Origin of the sequence: Vibrio sp. V23_P3S9T160 (assembly GCF_963886625.1) — a bacterium.
GTDB lineage: Bacteria > Pseudomonadota > Gammaproteobacteria > Enterobacterales > Vibrionaceae > Vibrio > Vibrio anguillarum.
The window spans coordinates 1-16,201 of the sequence record NZ_CAWPDB010000018.1 but is presented as its reverse complement, the minus strand read 5'-3'; the positions used below and the strand labels follow the sequence as shown (position 1 = coordinate 16,201).

20 protein-coding genes are annotated in these 16,201 nt (G+C 42.8%); 13 read left to right on the top strand and 7 right to left on the bottom strand.

Going from position 1 to position 16,201, the window contains the following annotated elements:
* From AACU59_RS01135 to AACU59_RS01090, 10 genes are all read left to right on the top strand, one after another.
* The coding region (locus tag AACU59_RS01135; protein WP_161437840.1) for an ATP-binding protein at positions 1-560 on the top strand (560 nt) is incomplete at its 5' end.
* Between the two features lie 2 nt (positions 561-562).
* On the top strand, positions 563-1,252 hold the full coding sequence (locus tag AACU59_RS01130; RefSeq protein WP_013856983.1) for a response regulator: 690 nt from the start codon (positions 563-565) through the stop codon (positions 1,250-1,252).
* Positions 1,253-1,525: 273 nt separating this feature from the next.
* Positions 1,526-1,825, top strand: a complete 300-nt coding sequence (gene citD, locus AACU59_RS01125; protein ID WP_094145579.1) for a citrate lyase acyl carrier protein — start codon at positions 1,526-1,528, stop codon at positions 1,823-1,825.
* The gene (gene citE / locus AACU59_RS01120) at positions 1,825-2,700 is read left to right on the top strand and encodes a citrate (pro-3S)-lyase subunit beta (protein ID WP_161437839.1); all 876 of its coding nucleotides are present in this window, start codon (positions 1,825-1,827) and stop codon (positions 2,698-2,700) included. Before citD ends, citE begins: the two co-directional genes overlap by 1 nt.
* Positions 2,701-2,712: 12 nt before the next feature.
* On the top strand, positions 2,713-4,230 hold the full coding sequence (citF, locus tag AACU59_RS01115) for a citrate lyase subunit alpha (protein ID WP_094145577.1): 1,518 nt from the start codon (positions 2,713-2,715) through the stop codon (positions 4,228-4,230).
* The gene (gene citX / locus AACU59_RS01110) at positions 4,231-4,752 is read left to right on the top strand and encodes a citrate lyase holo-[acyl-carrier protein] synthase (protein WP_094145576.1); all 522 of its coding nucleotides are present in this window, start codon (positions 4,231-4,233) and stop codon (positions 4,750-4,752) included.
* Entirely contained in the window at positions 4,739-5,698 is a 960-nt protein-coding gene (gene citG / locus AACU59_RS01105; protein WP_094145575.1) for a triphosphoribosyl-dephospho-CoA synthase CitG, read from the top strand. The genes citX and citG overlap by 14 nt, the downstream gene beginning before the upstream one ends.
* 31 nt (positions 5,699-5,729) lie before the next feature.
* Complete coding sequence (locus AACU59_RS01100; protein WP_161437838.1) at positions 5,730-6,503, top strand: DUF5718 family protein; 774 nt, start codon at positions 5,730-5,732, stop codon at positions 6,501-6,503.
* Positions 6,504-6,679: 176 nt separating this feature from the next.
* Positions 6,680-6,955 (top strand): hypothetical protein, encoded by a 276-nt coding sequence (locus AACU59_RS01095; protein ID WP_161437837.1) that lies wholly within the window; start codon positions 6,680-6,682, stop codon positions 6,953-6,955.
* Positions 6,956-7,214: 259 nt separating this feature from the next.
* The gene (locus tag AACU59_RS01090) at positions 7,215-7,391 is read left to right on the top strand and encodes a hypothetical protein (protein WP_017042466.1); all 177 of its coding nucleotides are present in this window, start codon (positions 7,215-7,217) and stop codon (positions 7,389-7,391) included.
* Between the two features lie 95 nt (positions 7,392-7,486).
* Here the strand turns inward: AACU59_RS01090 and manA are convergent, their stop codons facing one another.
* Entirely contained in the window at positions 7,487-8,695 is a 1,209-nt protein-coding gene (manA, locus tag AACU59_RS01085) for a mannose-6-phosphate isomerase, class I (RefSeq protein ID WP_094145668.1), read from the bottom strand.
* Positions 8,696-8,836: 141 nt separating this feature from the next.
* Positions 8,837-10,735 carry a PTS fructose transporter subunit IIABC gene (locus AACU59_RS01080; protein WP_094145667.1) on the bottom strand — a complete coding sequence of 633 codons (1,899 nt, stop codon included), beginning with the start codon at positions 10,733-10,735 and terminating at the stop codon, positions 8,837-8,839.
* A 327-nt stretch (positions 10,736-11,062) separates the two neighbouring features.
* Between AACU59_RS01080 and AACU59_RS01075 the strand changes: the two genes are divergently transcribed.
* Positions 11,063-11,965 (top strand): helix-turn-helix transcriptional regulator, encoded by a 903-nt coding sequence (locus AACU59_RS01075; protein WP_017049831.1) that lies wholly within the window; start codon positions 11,063-11,065, stop codon positions 11,963-11,965.
* A gap of 2 nt (positions 11,966-11,967) precedes the next feature.
* Here AACU59_RS01075 and AACU59_RS01070 read toward each other — a convergent pair whose 3' ends face one another.
* The 3 genes from AACU59_RS01070 to AACU59_RS01060 form a co-directional block, all read right to left on the bottom strand.
* Complete coding sequence (locus tag AACU59_RS01070) at positions 11,968-12,762, bottom strand: PTS sugar transporter subunit IIA (RefSeq protein ID WP_088728822.1); 795 nt, start codon at positions 12,760-12,762, stop codon at positions 11,968-11,970.
* A gap of 6 nt (positions 12,763-12,768) precedes the next feature.
* Positions 12,769-13,065, bottom strand: a complete 297-nt coding sequence (locus tag AACU59_RS01065) for a PTS fructose transporter subunit IIB (protein WP_017042461.1) — start codon at positions 13,063-13,065, stop codon at positions 12,769-12,771.
* Positions 13,066-13,169: 104 nt separating this feature from the next.
* Positions 13,170-13,577 (bottom strand): PaaI family thioesterase, encoded by a 408-nt coding sequence (locus tag AACU59_RS01060; RefSeq protein ID WP_013856968.1) that lies wholly within the window; start codon positions 13,575-13,577, stop codon positions 13,170-13,172.
* 39 nt (positions 13,578-13,616) lie between these two features.
* Between AACU59_RS01060 and AACU59_RS01055 the strand changes: the two genes are divergently transcribed.
* Complete coding sequence (locus AACU59_RS01055) at positions 13,617-13,895, top strand: DUF134 domain-containing protein (RefSeq protein ID WP_026027228.1); 279 nt, start codon at positions 13,617-13,619, stop codon at positions 13,893-13,895.
* Here the strand turns inward: AACU59_RS01055 and nqrM are convergent.
* On the bottom strand, positions 13,892-14,095 hold the full coding sequence (gene nqrM, locus AACU59_RS01050; protein WP_013856966.1) for a (Na+)-NQR maturation NqrM: 204 nt from the start codon (positions 14,093-14,095) through the stop codon (positions 13,892-13,894). The genes AACU59_RS01055 and nqrM overlap by 4 nt on opposite strands.
* A complete protein-coding gene (locus AACU59_RS01045; RefSeq protein WP_234826561.1) occupies positions 14,095-14,580 on the bottom strand; it encodes a NifB/NifX family molybdenum-iron cluster-binding protein in 486 nt (161 codons plus the stop codon). Before AACU59_RS01045 ends, nqrM begins: the two co-directional genes overlap by 1 nt.
* Before the next feature lie 551 nt (positions 14,581-15,131).
* On the opposite strand from AACU59_RS01045, the gene mglB reads away from it, so the two are divergent.
* Entirely contained in the window at positions 15,132-16,106 is a 975-nt protein-coding gene (mglB, locus tag AACU59_RS01040; protein ID WP_026027227.1) for a galactose/glucose ABC transporter substrate-binding protein MglB, read from the top strand.
* The last annotated feature ends 95 nt before the right edge of the window (positions 16,107-16,201 follow it).

The window sequence follows — 16,201 nt, the reverse complement described above, 5'->3', positions numbered from 1 at the left end:
TTAGTGGTTTAATAGAAATAGGGGATAACAAAGCAGCGTTAGAACTAATTAACAGTGAGAATATAAAAAAACAACAATTAATTGACTTTATAAGCTCAAGGATAAAACTAAGGCAAATTGCAGGTATTCTGCTAGGAAAATATTCTCGCTCTTGCGAGCTAGGGCTAGAATTACAGTTCGATCCCACTTGCCAGTTACGTCATTTAAATGAAAAAATAGAACCAAATGAATTATCCGCTATTATTGGGAATTTGATTGATAACGCATTTGAAGCCACACTTCAGAACCATGAAAGTAATAAAATGGTTACCGTTTTAATTACGGATGCTGGTGATGATTTAGTGGTGGAAGTCTCTGACAATGGTTGCGGTATATCATCGGATATCGTAAGTACTATTTTTGAACGTGGGGTAACCAGTAAAAAAGATAGTGAAGGCCATGGAATAGGTTTATATCTTATCAATCGATACGTGATGAATGCTGGTGGAGTTATATTAGTTGATGATGCCGAACCTAAGGGAACGATATTTTCAATTTTTATTCCGAATAAAGGTAATTAAGAATGAATATGATTGATGTATTAATTATAGAAGATGAAGTTGGAATCGCTGAACTTCATGCACATTTCTTCCGTCAAACGATAAGGTTCAATCCTATCGGTATCGCATCGACCATTGCTATGGCGAAAACGATGATACGGATCCATAAACCTAGCCTAATCATTTTAGATAACTACTTGCCCGATGGTCGTGGGATTGATTTGTTGCGCGAGATCATCGCCGATAAGAGTGGCAATCAACCCGATGTGATTTTGGTGACGGCATCAAGTGAGATGGAAACAGTAAAAGACGCGCTTCATTGTGGTTGTTTTGACTACCTTTTAAAGCCTATTTCTTACGATAGACTGCAAGAAACGCTCAATCGATACTTGAAATACCACTGTGCTATCAAAGCGTTTGACAACATCAGCCAACGCCATGTCGATGATTTATTTAATATCCAGACGCGGGATAAAGAATCCAGCCGCCTTCCTAAAGGGATTGGTGAGTTAACATTGGATATGATCAAACAAGTATTTAGAGCCAATAGCGGCCTTAAATACACCGCGGAAAGTTTAGGCAGTGAAGTAGGGATCAGCAAAACTACGGCGCGACGCTATCTTGAGTATTGCGCTGCCAGCGGTTTCATCTCGGTTGAAAATGAACATGGCCGGGTCGGTAGACCTGAACGTGTCTACGTTAAAAATGCCTAGTATTTATGTTTATCGGTACCGCGCCGCTCTCTTTTAGAGCGGTGTTTTAACCTCATTTCCACATCATTGCTATTGCTCTTCTTTCTACGTCGCTTCCTTTCTTGCAATTAAATTCATTAAAAACGTTAATGGTTTTTACCCTACAGCGAAACTTGAGCACCGTCCCCTTTAATCGTCCAGCCTTTGACGACAATGCTAGCAGTAGGCAATAGCGGACAAACATCTATTGTCAAAAAATTCAAACATCCAATAGACGTATCTTAAGGACTTCGTATGCATATTAGTCAGCGCTCCTACGCTGGAACACTTGAGTCGAGTGACTTACTCGTTGAAGTGACGCCGAGTGGTGGTGGTCATCTGCAAATTGACATTACTAGCTCGGTCGAAAAGCAATTTGAGCCAATTATCCGTCAGGTCGTAACTCATACTTTGGAAGAAATGGGTGTCAGTTCTGCCATCGTTACTATTAATGATAAAGGAGCCCTTGATTGTGTGATCCGCGCTCGCGTACAAGCCGCAGTGATGCGCGCGGCGAATATCGCTCATAACGACATTATTTGGGGGGCTATTTAGTGAGTAAATTACGAAGAAGTATGCTTTTTGTTCCAAGCTCCAACGCGGCAATGTTAAGCAATGCATTCATCTATACACCCGATGCAATCATGTTCGATTTAGAAGATTCTGTCTCCCTGCGCGAGAAAGATACGGCGCGCATGTTGGTTTACAATGCACTGCAACACCCGCTCTACCAAAATATTGAGACGATTGTGCGTGTTAATGCTTTGGAATCTGATTTTGGACATGCTGATGTGAGAGCGGTCGTCAAAGCTGGCGTGAACGCGGTGCGTTTACCCAAAACAGATACACTGCAAGATGTTGTGGATATGGAACTTGCCATAGAACAAGCTGAAATTGAATTTGGTCGCACGTTAGGCAGCACCAAAATGCTTGCTGCGATTGAGTCGGCGATGGGAGTAAATAACGCTGTTGAGATTGCTCGTGGTTCAAAACGTTTGATTGGTATTGCGTTGGGCGCAGAAGATTATGTACGCGATTTGCGCACACAACGCACCCCCGAAGGTACTGAACTTTTGTTTGCACGCTGTTCAATACTGCAAGCTGCTCGCGCTGCCGGAATCATGGCTTTCGATACAGTCTATTCCGATGCGAACAATGACGAAGGCTTCCTACACGAAGCTGAACAGATCAAAACCTTAGGTTTTGATGGCAAGTCGCTGATTAACCCTCGCCAAATCGAAATGATCCACAACGTTTTTGCTCCATCACAGAAAGAAGTGGATCACGCTTACGCCGTTATTGAAGTGGCGCAAGAAGCTGAGCAACAAGGTTCTGGCGTAGTTTCTCTCAACGGGAAAATGGTGGACGCGCCGATCATTGAACGTGCTCGATGGACACTAGAGCGGGCAAAATCCGGTATTAAACAGTAAGGCAGCAGTTGGATGAATAATAAAAAACTTCGTGAATTTGATTTAACGGTTCCCAATTTAAGACCTTATGTGGGTCCACATGAGCTTACTCCCCACCTATATGACCGTGACAAAAAAAAGTCACGTAAGCTGTTAAAAACAGTTCAAGATGCTGTGCGCAACAGTGGGTTGAAAGATGGTATGACTGTCTCATTTCATCACTCCTTTCGTGGTGGTGACCAAATCATCAACATGGTTATGGATGTCCTCGCGCAGCTAGGATTAAAGAATTTAACCTTAGCCTCCAGCTCGCTGGCCGAAATCCATTCACCGCTTATTACGCGCATAAAAAATGGTGTAGTGAGTAAGATTTACACTTCAGGATTGCGTGGTGAGTTAGCGGAATTTATTTCCAACGGATCTATGAATGAGCCGATCCACATTCATTCGCATGGTGGTCGTGTTCAGCTTATACAATCGGGTGAGCTTAATATTGATGTTGCGTTTCTTGGTGTTTCTACCAGTGACGAATTTGGTAATGCCAATGCCGTCCATGGTCATTCACGTTGTGGCTCTTTGGGTTACGCACAAATCGATGCCATGTACGCTAAGCATGTGGTTATTTTAACCGAGCAACTGGTTCAATTTCCAAACCAACCAGCCTCAATAGCACAAGATAGTGTGGATAGTGTGGTGCTAGTGAAATGTGTCGGTGATGCTTCGAAAATCGGCGGTGGGACAACGCGTATGACGAGCAATCCTCGTGAACTTTTGATTGCACGCAAAGCGGCCGACGTTATTGAGTGCTCTGGCTATTTTAAACAAGACTTTTCAATGCAAACTGGTTCGGGTGGTGCTTCTTTAGCGGTGACTCGTTTTCTTGAAGAAAAAATGGTCAGGAAGGGTATTACGGCCAGTTTTGCACTGGGTGGTATTACATCCACTATGGTGGATCTGCATGAAAAAGGTTTGATCAAAACGCTACTTGATGTTCAGTCATTTGATGGTCATGCGATTGACTCTTTAGCGCGAAATCCAAACCATATTGAAATTTCCGCTAACCAATATGCTAATCCGGCCTCCAAAGGCGCAGCAGTGGATCGGTTGGATGTGGTGATCTTAAGTGCGCTAGAGATCGATACTGATTTCAACGTTAATGTGATCACCGGTTCCGATGGTGTTATCCGCGGTGCATCGGGTGGCCACAGTGATACAGCGGCTTCGGCCAATTTGACGATTATTGTTGCTCCCTTGGTCAGAGGCCGCATTCCTACGGTTGTTGAATCAGTATTGAATGTCGTGACCGTTGGCAGTGAAATTGATGTGTTAGTGACTGACCATGGCGTGGCGGTTAACCCGAATCGACCTGAAATTGCCGAAAAATTGCAACAAAGTGGCCTGGTGCTGATGAGCATCGAGCAGTTGCAAGAAAGAGCAGAATTATTGACGGGTAAACCAAGATCCATTGCTTTTGAAGAAAAAGTGGTGGGCTATGTTCGTTACCGAGATGGTTCAGTGATTGATGTGATTCGGCAAGTGAAGGAGTTGTGAGTGTACAGTGGGCCACAAGTTAATTTACAGCAATCGCTTGATTGTAAAGAACAAAGAGCCTATCGACAAAGAGAGTGGGTTAACACTCACTCTCTGCCACTGATTAGTTTCACGATCAACATGGTAGGGGCTGTAAAGAAAAATGCGATATCAGAAAAAGTGTTTGATGCTGGATATTATGCGATTTTAGAAACCTGTTTAGTAAACAACATTGTGGTTGTTCGGATGGAAACCGTTGTGGAAGTCACCGGTTATGAGCTTTTGATCGCTGCAAAATGCGAAGATCCCTATCGGCTAAAATGCTTGATGGTGAAATTGGAAGAGAGTCATCACTATGGGCGTTTATTCGATATCGATGTTATTTCAACAACCGGCCTTCCAATGTCGAGAGAAACGTTACGTTTGCCAAAGCGACGCTGTTTATTGTGTGAGAACGAGGCGAAAAGTTGTGCTCGTAGCCGAACTCATCCTCTGTCTGAATTGATCCATAAAATGAGTGAGATAACCCATGATTGCCAATAGAAGCATTGAATGGTTGATGGATGATTGCTGCCTATATCAACCTGCAGGATGTGGAGCGTTGAGGCTGAACATTTGTGTGTTAGCAGGCAATTTGGCCTACCACGCTATGATGTTAGAGGTGCATTTAACCCCAAAAGCGGGGCTGGTGGATTGCGCCACGAATGGCGCGCACCATGATATGGACATCCATACATTTGTGCGCAGTTGCGATGTACTTCGGCCGTTTATGAAGGCATTTGTTACAGCAGGATCCAGAATGTCGCACTTACCAGCCAAATCATTGCTGCCAGGTTTAAGAACTATTGGTATTCAGGCAGAGAAAGCGATGTTTTCCGCGACCAATCAAGTCAATACACATAAAGGCATGATTTTCACTCTTAGCCTGATATGTGGTTCGGTAGGTTGGTTGTATCAAAAAGGACTCAGTTACGACTCGCAACGAGTGAGAGCTGTTATCAAAGAGTGTTGCGCGAGTTTGGTGGTAGATGATTTAAAATTCTCCAATAAAATCCCCGCAACTGCTGGAGAAAAACTGTATAAGCAATTTGGAATTACAGGTATTCGAGGAGAAGCCTCGAAAGGTTACCCTACCATTTATCGTTACGGGCTGCCGATTTATCAAGAATGCATTTTGCAAGGTCAGTCGGAAGAGCAAGCACTGTCTAAAACCTTGCTCTCTTTAATGAGCAACAACTGTGACAGCAATGTGGTCAGCCGTGGGGGAATGGCTGGTCTCGATTACGTACAAAGTCAATCAAGGCAGCTACTGGAAAAAAGCCATTGTCCCCACACCAACCTTGACAGTGAAATCACGCTACTCGATCAGCAATTTACGCATAAAAATCTCAGTCCAGGAGGCAGTGCAGATTTACTGGCGGCTACTTGGCTGCTTGCTCAACTCGATATCTGTTCACAGATACTGGTGAACAAACAAGCGTCAATATAAGCAATAAAGTCAGTGATAAAGGGAAAGTTTCATGTTGTGTATCGGTATTATTGGTAATTATTCAGGTCATTTAAGTGGTGCAGAACAAGTACAAGAAACGGCATTGCCCAATGGTATCTTTGTGATTGATTGTTCTCATCCAGAAACGTTAACCTCAGGGAATATAATCTACTACCCAAGAAATGGAAGTAAAGTTGATATTGAGCCAGAATTTGTTATTCGTTGCCAAGTGAGTTATGAGCAAGGGAAAGTGAGCGCTTTAATGCCAAAACAGCTTACTATAGGTAATGACTTTACTATTCGTGAATTGATAGGTTCTAATAAAATAGAACAACGAAAATCTTGGGGAGAATTCTCTAAGGGGATTAATCACTATTGGTGGGATATTCTAAGATTAAGTCCTTCAAATTATGGCGAGAATTTAAAGCTTATCTCCTATATTGAACGAGATGGTGATTTCTATTTAGCAACACCAGAAGTTGATTGCACCGAACTAAAAATATTCTATTGTCATTTAATGGTGTGGTTAACTAACGTGATTAATAACCAAGTTGATGAAGGTATGTATAGCACTATTTTACCTGAAATAGAAAAACAAGGTTTTCCTAATGAACTGATTCTTTTTACTGGTGCACCAAATTATACCTATTGGGGCGATATGAACTTTATCCAACAAGGTGATAAAGTTCATATCGCTGCTTATGATATCAATCATATTAATGAAGATGAAATAAAGAAAATGTTTAAATCACAATGTATTATCAATAACCAATATATATTATCATTGTCTCAATATATTATTTGACATTGTAGGGGTATTTGTTTTTCTATTTTTTAATAGTCAAGCATTAGTAGGTGTGAGAATTTAATTCATAGAATTCATTAAATGATATTTGAACATCAAGAAAGTGATAGCTTATTCATACTTATAGTTTCTATTTCGTCATATTATCATTTTGTGCTCATCGACAGGATTGAACAATGATTGTAACCAATACATTTAACGAAAAGTTAAGTGAAGAATCAAAACAGAATTGGCTTAGTTATTGGAAGCACTTTAATAATAATGAATACCAATTTTGTGCAGAACATAATTGTATAAATAAACATCATCATGGCGTATTGGTCAAACAGACTGGTTTTAGTGATGATAGGCTATTTGTTATACCTTTGTGTAAAGAACACAGCGCTAATTTTTTAAACCCCATTGAACTTGATGAGAAAGTCAGTGTTGTTCCAGCAGAGCTAAGTTTGTAGATATCCTTGTAGGGATTTTGTTGGAAGTTGAGCAATGCCATTTATTTTGCATTGCTCTTTTTTTATCTAAAATTTGTCGTTCTGGTTTTAATGTTTGAAAAATGTCATGTTGATTATGGAATTGGAGGTGTGCTTTGTGATGCCTTAAACTCAGACATTAGAAATGTGATAACTATTCCATAACTTAACACGACATAAGACATGTCTATGAAAAATGGTATTATTTTTGAGAATTTTAGTATTTTTATAGGAATCGGTTGTGGACCCTGTGATATCGCAATTAAAGAAGGATTTTTATGCGCAGATTCGCTCTCTCAAAGACGGTCCGACATCTGAATCTCAAACGACCTTAGCACTGCTCACAGAAGAAGAGTTGCAACAACTCGAACAAATGTGGGTTGAACTGGCGGTTTGGAAGCAGTCGCAGAATATCTAACTGCCCACAGATTGATTAGCGTAAATTTTCGTAACAATCCTAAACAAAAAAGCCAGCAGAACAGATGCTGGCTTTTTTGTTTATTACGTCGGCTGTTAATTGTACGCGCGTGCGACACGTCCAAGTGATGACAGTTGATAATGTTCAGCGTAAGCGGGAATGAAGATTGAGTGGCCTTTTTTCACGGTTAGAGACTCACCATTGTCATGGGTTAAGGTCGCATCAGCATCAATGGCAAAGATAATTTCGGCACTGTTGATTTTCACCTTAACTTGCGTGGCATTGAGGTAAATCGCAAACTTAAAATCGCGGACTGGGACCGGGAACAATAATGCTCCATTTTCTTCAATTGGTTTCAATAAAAGACTTGAAGCGGGTTTTTCTTCAAATAGCGTGCATGATGCGAGCTCTTCAATATCCATATGTTTGGGTGTTAGGCCAGCGCGCAACACGTTGTCTGAGTTGGCCATGATTTCAAGCCCGGTACCTTTCAAGTAGGCGTGTGGCGTTCTGGCGTCTAAAAACATGGCCTCACCCGGAGCTAAAGTGAGTACATTGAGCATTAATGGAGAAAATAGACCAATATCACCGGGGTACTGTTGTGCCAGCTCTAAAATAAGCTCAAAAAGATCATCATCTGAATGATGGTGGGCATACGCTAATAATGCATTCACCGCATGTTCTTTTTGCTCGCCAGTTAATGATAGCAATGCACTAAAAAAGGTTTTTAAACCTTGTGATGTTGGGTTGTGTGCAAAAGCATCGACCAGGGTTGAAATCGCATTGATATTCAGCGTTTGAAATTGTTCAACAATCTCTGTGATTGGGCGAAACCCATTCATCGCTTGATAAGGGGTAAGGGCGTAAACCAATTCCGGCTTGTGGTTAGGATCTTTATAGTTGCGATGTCCGGCATTGAGTGGGATCCCCGCTTGGTTTTCTTTCTCAAAGCCAATTTCCGCTTCTTGCTTACTTGGGTGAACTTGAATCGAAAGGGCGTTCGCTGCGGCAAGTACTTTGAAAAGATAAGGTAACTCACCAAAGGTTGTTGCAGTAGCAGCAGAAAGAAACGCTGTTTTATCTTGGTTGATCATCTCAAGCAACGAAACAGGTTCTCCATTCACATGAATTTGTGAGCATCCATTTGGGTGTGCTCCCATCCAAATTTCTGCTTGTGGAGCGTTGTTTGGGTTAGCAATATCAAACAAGTGCTGAATCGAAGTCGTGCTTCCCCACGCATAGTTTTGGATGACATTGTCCATCAAAAAGAAAGGTTGTTTGTTATTGGTCATAGTACATCTCACAAAAAATCAAAATAAAAACAAAGTAGCAGTACACAGAGTAAGAGAAATAAAAAACTCCCGAGTTAAAGCGGGAGTACAACATAAAGTCAGAAGCTCAGCGTTGATGAACATCAAGCACTCTCGGGGGAGAGTGCCTGATCATTAAGCCGTTGCTTGTTGTAATTTCGCTTGGCGCATTTTTTTCAGAGTGATACAAACAACACCTGTCACTACAGCACCGGTTGCCATGCAAAGCAAAGCTAGCAAAGGCTTATTCATGGCACCGAGCAATGCTACTACAGGACCGCCGTGGGCAACACTGTTTGTAATGCCAAAAGTGAACGCCATAACCGCTGCAACCATCGACCCCAAGATGTTTGCTGGAATGACTGACATCGGATCTTGCGCGGCAAATGGAATCGCCCCTTCAGAAATACCAACCAAGCCCATTGCACCGGAAGCTTTACCTGCTTCAATTTCAGAGGCTTCAAACAAGTTCAGTTTACGGCCCAGTACGGTTGCTAAAGCCATACCGAGTGGCGCGACTGGAATGGCACACGCCATTGCACCCATAAATTGAGTTTGACCGCTGGCAATCATACCAACAGAGAAAAGGAATGCCACTTTGTTAAATGGGCCACCCATATCAAAGCCAGCCATGCCGCCGAGCACAATACCGAGCAGTATCACGTTACCTGAGCTCATGCTCGTAAGTAGTGCGGTTAAGCCATCCATCAAGCTTGCAATCGGCGCGCCGATAACAAAAATAAAGAGCCCAGAGATAAAGAGTGAGCCTGCGATGGGTGCAATCATGATTGGCACAAGTGGTTGAATAAACTTGTGAAAATGGATGCTTGTTAACCATTTGATGAAATAACCGACTAAAAGGCCAGCAATAATGGCACCGATAAAACCTGTACCAGCATCTGCGCCGTAGAATGACCCGTTGTTAGCGATCCAACCACCAATTAAGCCAGGAGTCAGAGCGGGGCGATCGGCGATCGCATACGCGATGTAACCAGCAAGAATGGGGATCATCAACGTAAAAGCAACCACACCGACGTTCAGCACTTGGTTCCACATACTGCCGTCAGGAATGGCCATACCAGCTTCGGTTGGCTCGCCGCCAATAGCGAGTGCTAAAGCAATCAACAAACCGCCAGTAACAACGAATGGGATCATATGCGATACACCATTCATCAAATAGCGGTATAAATCGGAGCGAGCTTGCGCCGCTTTACCTTTTCCATCTAAAGTCTTGGTACTGGCATCGGCTTGATATTTTGGTGCGCTGAGGGCTTTTTCAATCAACCCTTTTGCATCACGAATCGGCGCTTTAACGCCAGTTTCAATCAGTTTTTTACCCGCAAAGCGCACCATGTCAACTTGCTTGTCACAAGCCACGATGATCGCATCAGCTTTAGCGATCTCTTCATCCGTTGGGCTGTTTTTCACCCCAATCGAACCGTTGGTTTCGACTTTAATTTGATAACCCATCGCGGCGGCCCCTTTTTCCAGCGCTTCAGCGGCAAGATAAGTGTGCGCAACACCCGCTGGGCAGCCCGTTACGCCAATCAAAAAGCCTTTATTAGCTTCAACATCGGTTGTTTTTTCGGTTTTTTGTAGCAACAAATCTAGCGCTGCTTGCTCTGTTTTTGCGTCTAAGAAACGTTCAATGAACCCTTCTTCAATCAGCTTAGAAGAGAGCTCTGCCAGCACTTCAATATGATGATTTGAACCACCATCAGGTGAGGCTATCATGAAAAATAATTTAGAAGGCAAGCCATCTTCCGCGCCATATTCGATACCGCTTTTGCTGATGCCTATCACAACTGCAGGCGAGATAACGGCGGAACTTTTGGCATGAGGCAGCGCGACACCATCTTCAAATCCAGTGTTACCAAGCTCTTCACGAGCATAGATATCGGCTAAAAACTGCGATTTATCGCTGATGCGTCCTTGTTCTAACAGTACATCGACCAGCTCTGAGAAAACGCCATCTTTTGATGTTGCTTTCAAATCAAGCCGGATCAAGTTCTCATTAATGAGTTGAGTGATCATGTTTCGTCCCCTATATGGTTTTTATCCCCTTCGCACTTGAAGCTGAGCCATGTTGGCTGCAACTTCAAACTGTGTGGGGATATTGTTATTGCGCACCGCGCTTTTTGTTGGAGATATTGTGAGCGCCTCGGGTGAACAGTGGTAGTGTACGAAACTGGCATTTACTGGATTATTGTAACCTGTGTCTGCAAACGTGATCAGGCTCTTATTTTGGTTTTAGGGTGATAATTTGAATTTATGATTAATTTTTTATTTTAATTCAATTGGATAAATTGATTATTTTTCTTTTTCGATCGGAGTTATCGAATGCGTAATGATTGGTGATTCATGAGGTATTGGATTATAGTTGCCTCGTTTATTGATGGGTATAGGGTGAATTTTGTGATCCCAGTATTTAAAAATGTGATTGAAGTGCTGCTCTCGGAGCGAGAAAGTTTTAATCGAATATGGTTTGCTGGGGACAAAATAACGCCGCCAGCGTTCAGTTACCAAGTCAATTTCCCTCGTCTAGAATTGGTTTTAAGCGGCGTGTATAGCAACGAAATCGAAGAGATTGAACACGGTATCAGTAAGGTCAACATCTTATCTGGTGATGCGCTTTATATACCTCCGAACTGCTGGAATAAACCTGATTGGCAAGAGAGCTGTTCGGTCTTGAGTTTGCTATTTGGCCGTCGTCAAATGGGGTTTAGTTTGGTCAGTAAACACAAAGGCGAGAGTGGTTTTTATGATGTTCAGAAACACAGTATCCCAACGCGTACTGGGCACGCGATTGATCACATGCTCGAAGGGCTAAATGCATTAGCACGTGAGCCTCAGAAAAGCCCAATGGACGAACATTTGTTGTTGGCTCTGTTGAGTTACAGCGCCACAATGCTTGATCAACCGACCGCTTCTCCTAAAAAGCGCAGTGAAGATTTATATCAAGGCATCTGCATCTATATCCAAGAAAATTTTCATCGCAATATTTGCCGTGACAGCATCGCACAGCGGTTTAACATTTCCGCCAACCATTTATCGCGCATGTTTCGCCAACAAGGACACATGACTCTTGCTGATTACATCACTTGGGTAAGAATTGAACGGGCAAAATTTATGTTGAAGAAATACACCTTTCGTTTAGCCGAAGTGGCCACGCGCTGTGGATTTCAAGATGTGAATTATTTTTTCCGCGTATTTAAAAGCAAAGCGGGTATGACTCCATCTGAATATCGAACTCTGTCGCAATAAAGCTATTCATTTTGTATTGGGTCGTCCGGCTTAGCCATCACGTGCAGCAAAATGGCTTTAAGGGTTTCTTCTCTTTTTGCCGTAAGTAGCCATTGACGATGTTCCTCTTCCAGCAACCAACGAGTTAACTGCGTGACCGGTTTAATCACGGTTCGCGGCGCTGATGTCGGCAGTAATAAGGTGATGATCAGCGACACATCGCCGGATTTTTCTGACCATGATAGCGGGTTTGCTAACCAGTGAACCGCCAGTGTTGGCTGGGCAACTCGCGCGTGAATGACATGGGGGAGCGCTATTCCACGGCCAATAATGGTCGGGGAGATGGCTTCTCTTTTTTCCAGCGCATGCAAAATATCATGACAATACGTGGGCATGATCTGCTTAGCAATCGTGTCGAGTGCCTCTGATTTGCTAAGCTCAGGGCCTAATGTGGCGTAATGCCACTGTAGCGAAAAGGGCAGTTGAAAAGCAGAGTGGGTGGCAAACGCCAATTCCGCTTTGGCATTTTGTTTGTGTGATGTTGAAATAAGCAGTGTGTGCTCGCGTAAATACTCTGTCATCACCATGCAGGCCAACTCGGCGTCGAGCCCTTCAATGGCAATTTGGCATACATCTCCCGGGTTTGAACCAAGGCTTAACACTTGCAGTGTATGGTTGAGCATTGCCTTGTTGTCACGCGTGATGTTAAACAGCACCACCACCGAGCGAAAATGGCGGTTGAGATCTTTCAATTCATTTAATTGCCAGCTGACCAGACCGCCTGCTTTTAAAACAAAGGTGATGCGCGTTGTGATCATCGGCGGTTACAAATAACGATCTAAAACAGATTGCACGTTCGTCAACACTTCTTCAATGGACACCTGAACCGTTTTGCAACCAACAAAACGTTCACGCTGTTCAATGTCGATATCTGAAGCGATGAGGATCAGATCCGCGTTGACAATATCTGCCACTGTCAGTGGGTTCTCGACACCCATTGCGCCTTGGGTTTCGACTTTAATTGAGATATTACGCTTATTCGCTTCTTTTTTGAGTGCGTCTGCGGCCATATAGGTGTGCGCGATGCCTGTTGGACAAGCGGTTACTGCGATAATTTTCATAACGAAAGATAATAGATAAATGATGAGTGAGTATAAGGAGGATGAAAGCGTGACTCAACCGAAGTTTACGCTAAGCCAGCACCCTAATGACTGTAGCACTCAGGCTACTCGGCTTTGCACATAAACTTTGCACTGGCCGTAGAATAGGGAAGCCCATCATAAAAAATGGTGCTGCACAGATAGTAAATGTGACGTTTTTGTTTGATAAGATGTGCTTCGACTTGCAACGGTACATTCAGTGGAATAGGGTGCAGATAACGTACGTTTAGCTCTGCTGTCATCGCATAAATGCACTGTGCAAACAGACAATGTGTCATGGCCGCATCATGTAAGGTGCTGATAAGTCCACCCTGCATGACCCCTTGATAGCCTTGCATCTTTTCTGTTGCTACAATCTGTGCGCATACGCTCCCCGTTTCTGTTTGGTTAAATTGCAGTGTGTGCGTTTCAGAAAAGAACGGGGCACAACACACCGCGCAGTGGCAATGTTGTAGGGGAGGTTGAATGTTCATAAGTTCACCAAACTGGTTTTAAATGATTAGGAGAAGAAAATGGCAAGACCCAAAAAAATTCGTCGTGTTTGTGGTCAAGCGGCGTATGCATGCTTCAAACCCAACGGTGTCAAATTATCTGAATTGAACACAGTAGATTTACTGCCAGAAGAACTTGAAGCGTTGCGTTTGGCTGATAAAGAGGGGCTTAGCCAATTACAAGCGGCTACGCAGATGGGCATATCGCGACAAACCTTTGGTAATATCGTTAACCAAGCAAGAGCGAAAGTCGCGACTTGCTTGGTGGAAGGTCATGCGTTGATGTTGGTTGAACGCTAACGCTCGTGATCAGGTTCTTGAATTTGATACAACACCTTCTGATGTTCATCACAAACGTCTACGCAGTTACATTCTCTTTCAATATCGATATTTGCTAACCCACCACAACTGCCTTGCAGCGAGCGGCGGCGAAACAAAACACCGATCGCCATCAAGACAATAATGCCAATAAAAAACGCAAAGGTTATAACATAAGTCATTATTTTCCCTCGACAATCGCTTTTACTTTCAGCACTTTCTTCAACGCTTCTATGGTAGTTGGTGACAGCATTCTGGGTGCCAGTTTGTTATGTTTATCCACTTTCTTCGATCCACATTGACTAGCACAACGTTTCTTCGATTTATTGGCTGAAGGCTTGCCAAAAGAGACGTCGGTGACGGGCAGAAGATGGTTTGGATGAAGTGATGTTAATTGGCTGCCTCTTGGTGCGTAATATACCGCAATCTTCTTTTCTAAAATCGCTGCTAACATATTTTGTCCGATATTGCGGACGATAACAGCGTCCACGCTATTCTCTCTTAGCAGTGCAAGTAGCTGTTTTTTGTGGCCACAACTGCCCTCGGTTTTAGTAACGTCAATACGTTGGCTAGTGGCGGTAGTATCGTCCACAATCATCAATTGAGGCGCTTTGGCAAAGTGATTAAAAGGCGAGTTTTGATCACAAGGGATGGCATAAATCATCATGACTCCTAAAGTTTATCGGGTTCTTGTATTTAAAATACACCTTATTATTGGCATATGCCAATAATGAAAATGACAATGTAAGAATTCATTAATTAAAAGTCGTGGTGCTGTTTGGTAAATCGAGACCCGATATGGCGTAAAAATACGCGAATAAATTGCAGGCGTATGTAACAAGCCTCATCTACACTTTGTGAGCAGTCAAATGAAAATTAAATCTATTGCATATTGGAAACTCGAAAGTGTAAACGTTAACACTTGGTGTTTTGAGAGGTATGATCTCTTTCGTGGTGGATCGCACTTTTAAAAAGAGAAATAGGTCTCGATGTTACATTTCGTTACGTATGATTACTTAGTTTTGCAATAGTTATCAAACTATTCACAAGAAACTGCATGAAAATGCGATTTCAAAACTGAAATTTTAACTGGTTCACATTAATTGTTTGCTTTACTACTATACTTTGAAAGGTAAACGTTTTCACTGCTGTTTCTCAGAGTTAACGTTTCTCCCCCTACACAACGTAATAACAACACTAACAAATAGGACTTGTTCAATGAGAAAGTTAACTACTTTAGCCATGCTTGCGGCTGGTATGAGTTTCGGCACTCAAGTCATGGCTGACACAACGATCGGTGTGACCGTTTATAAGTACGATGATAACTTTATGTCAGTTGTTCGCCAAGCGATTGAAAAACAGGCAAATAATGACGGCAACACCAAGGTTTTGATGAATGACTCACAAAACAGCCAATCAATGCAAAATGACCAAGTGGATGTCATGTTGGCTCGTGGTGTGAAAGCACTGGCGATCAACCTTGTCGACCCTGCAGCTGCACCAAGTATTATTCAAAAAGCGAAAATGGATGATGTTCCTATCGTTTTTTACAACAAAGAACCGAGTGCTAAAGCGCTCGCTTCATATGACAAAGCCTATTATGTGGGTACAGATTCAAAAGAGTCGGGCATCATCCAAGGCGATCTCATTGCGCAACACTGGAAAGCCAATCCTGCTTGGGATAAAAACGGTGACGGTGTACTGCAATATGTAATGCTGAAAGGCGAACCAGGTCACCCAGATGCGGAAGCTCGTACTTCTTATTCTGTGAAAACCATTAACGAAAATGGCATCAAAACAGAAGAGCTACACATGGATACTGGTATGTGGGATACCGCCATGGCAAAAGATAAAATGGATGCTTGGTTATCTGGCCCCAACGGCAGCAAAATCGAAGTCGTGATTGCCAATAATGATGGTATGGCGATGGGTGCGATTGAAGCGTTACGTGGTGCGGGTGCGAAAGTACCAGTATTCGGTGTTGATGCGTTAGCAGAAGCATTAGCATTAGTTAAATCTGGCGACATGGCAGGCACTGTGCTTAATGATGCAGATTCACAAGCGAAAGCGACATTTGAACTTGCACGTAATTTAGCCAACGGCAAAGCTGCAACCGAAGGCACTCAATGGGAAATGGCCAATAAGATTGTTCGTGTTCCTTATGTTGGTGTGGATAAATCGACACTCGAGTAACCTAAAGTTCAAGGGGGAAGTCATTCCCCCTTTACTCCCTAACGTATAGGGTGTTTATACAATCAATAATAAATAATTGCTGATTAAATTTTATT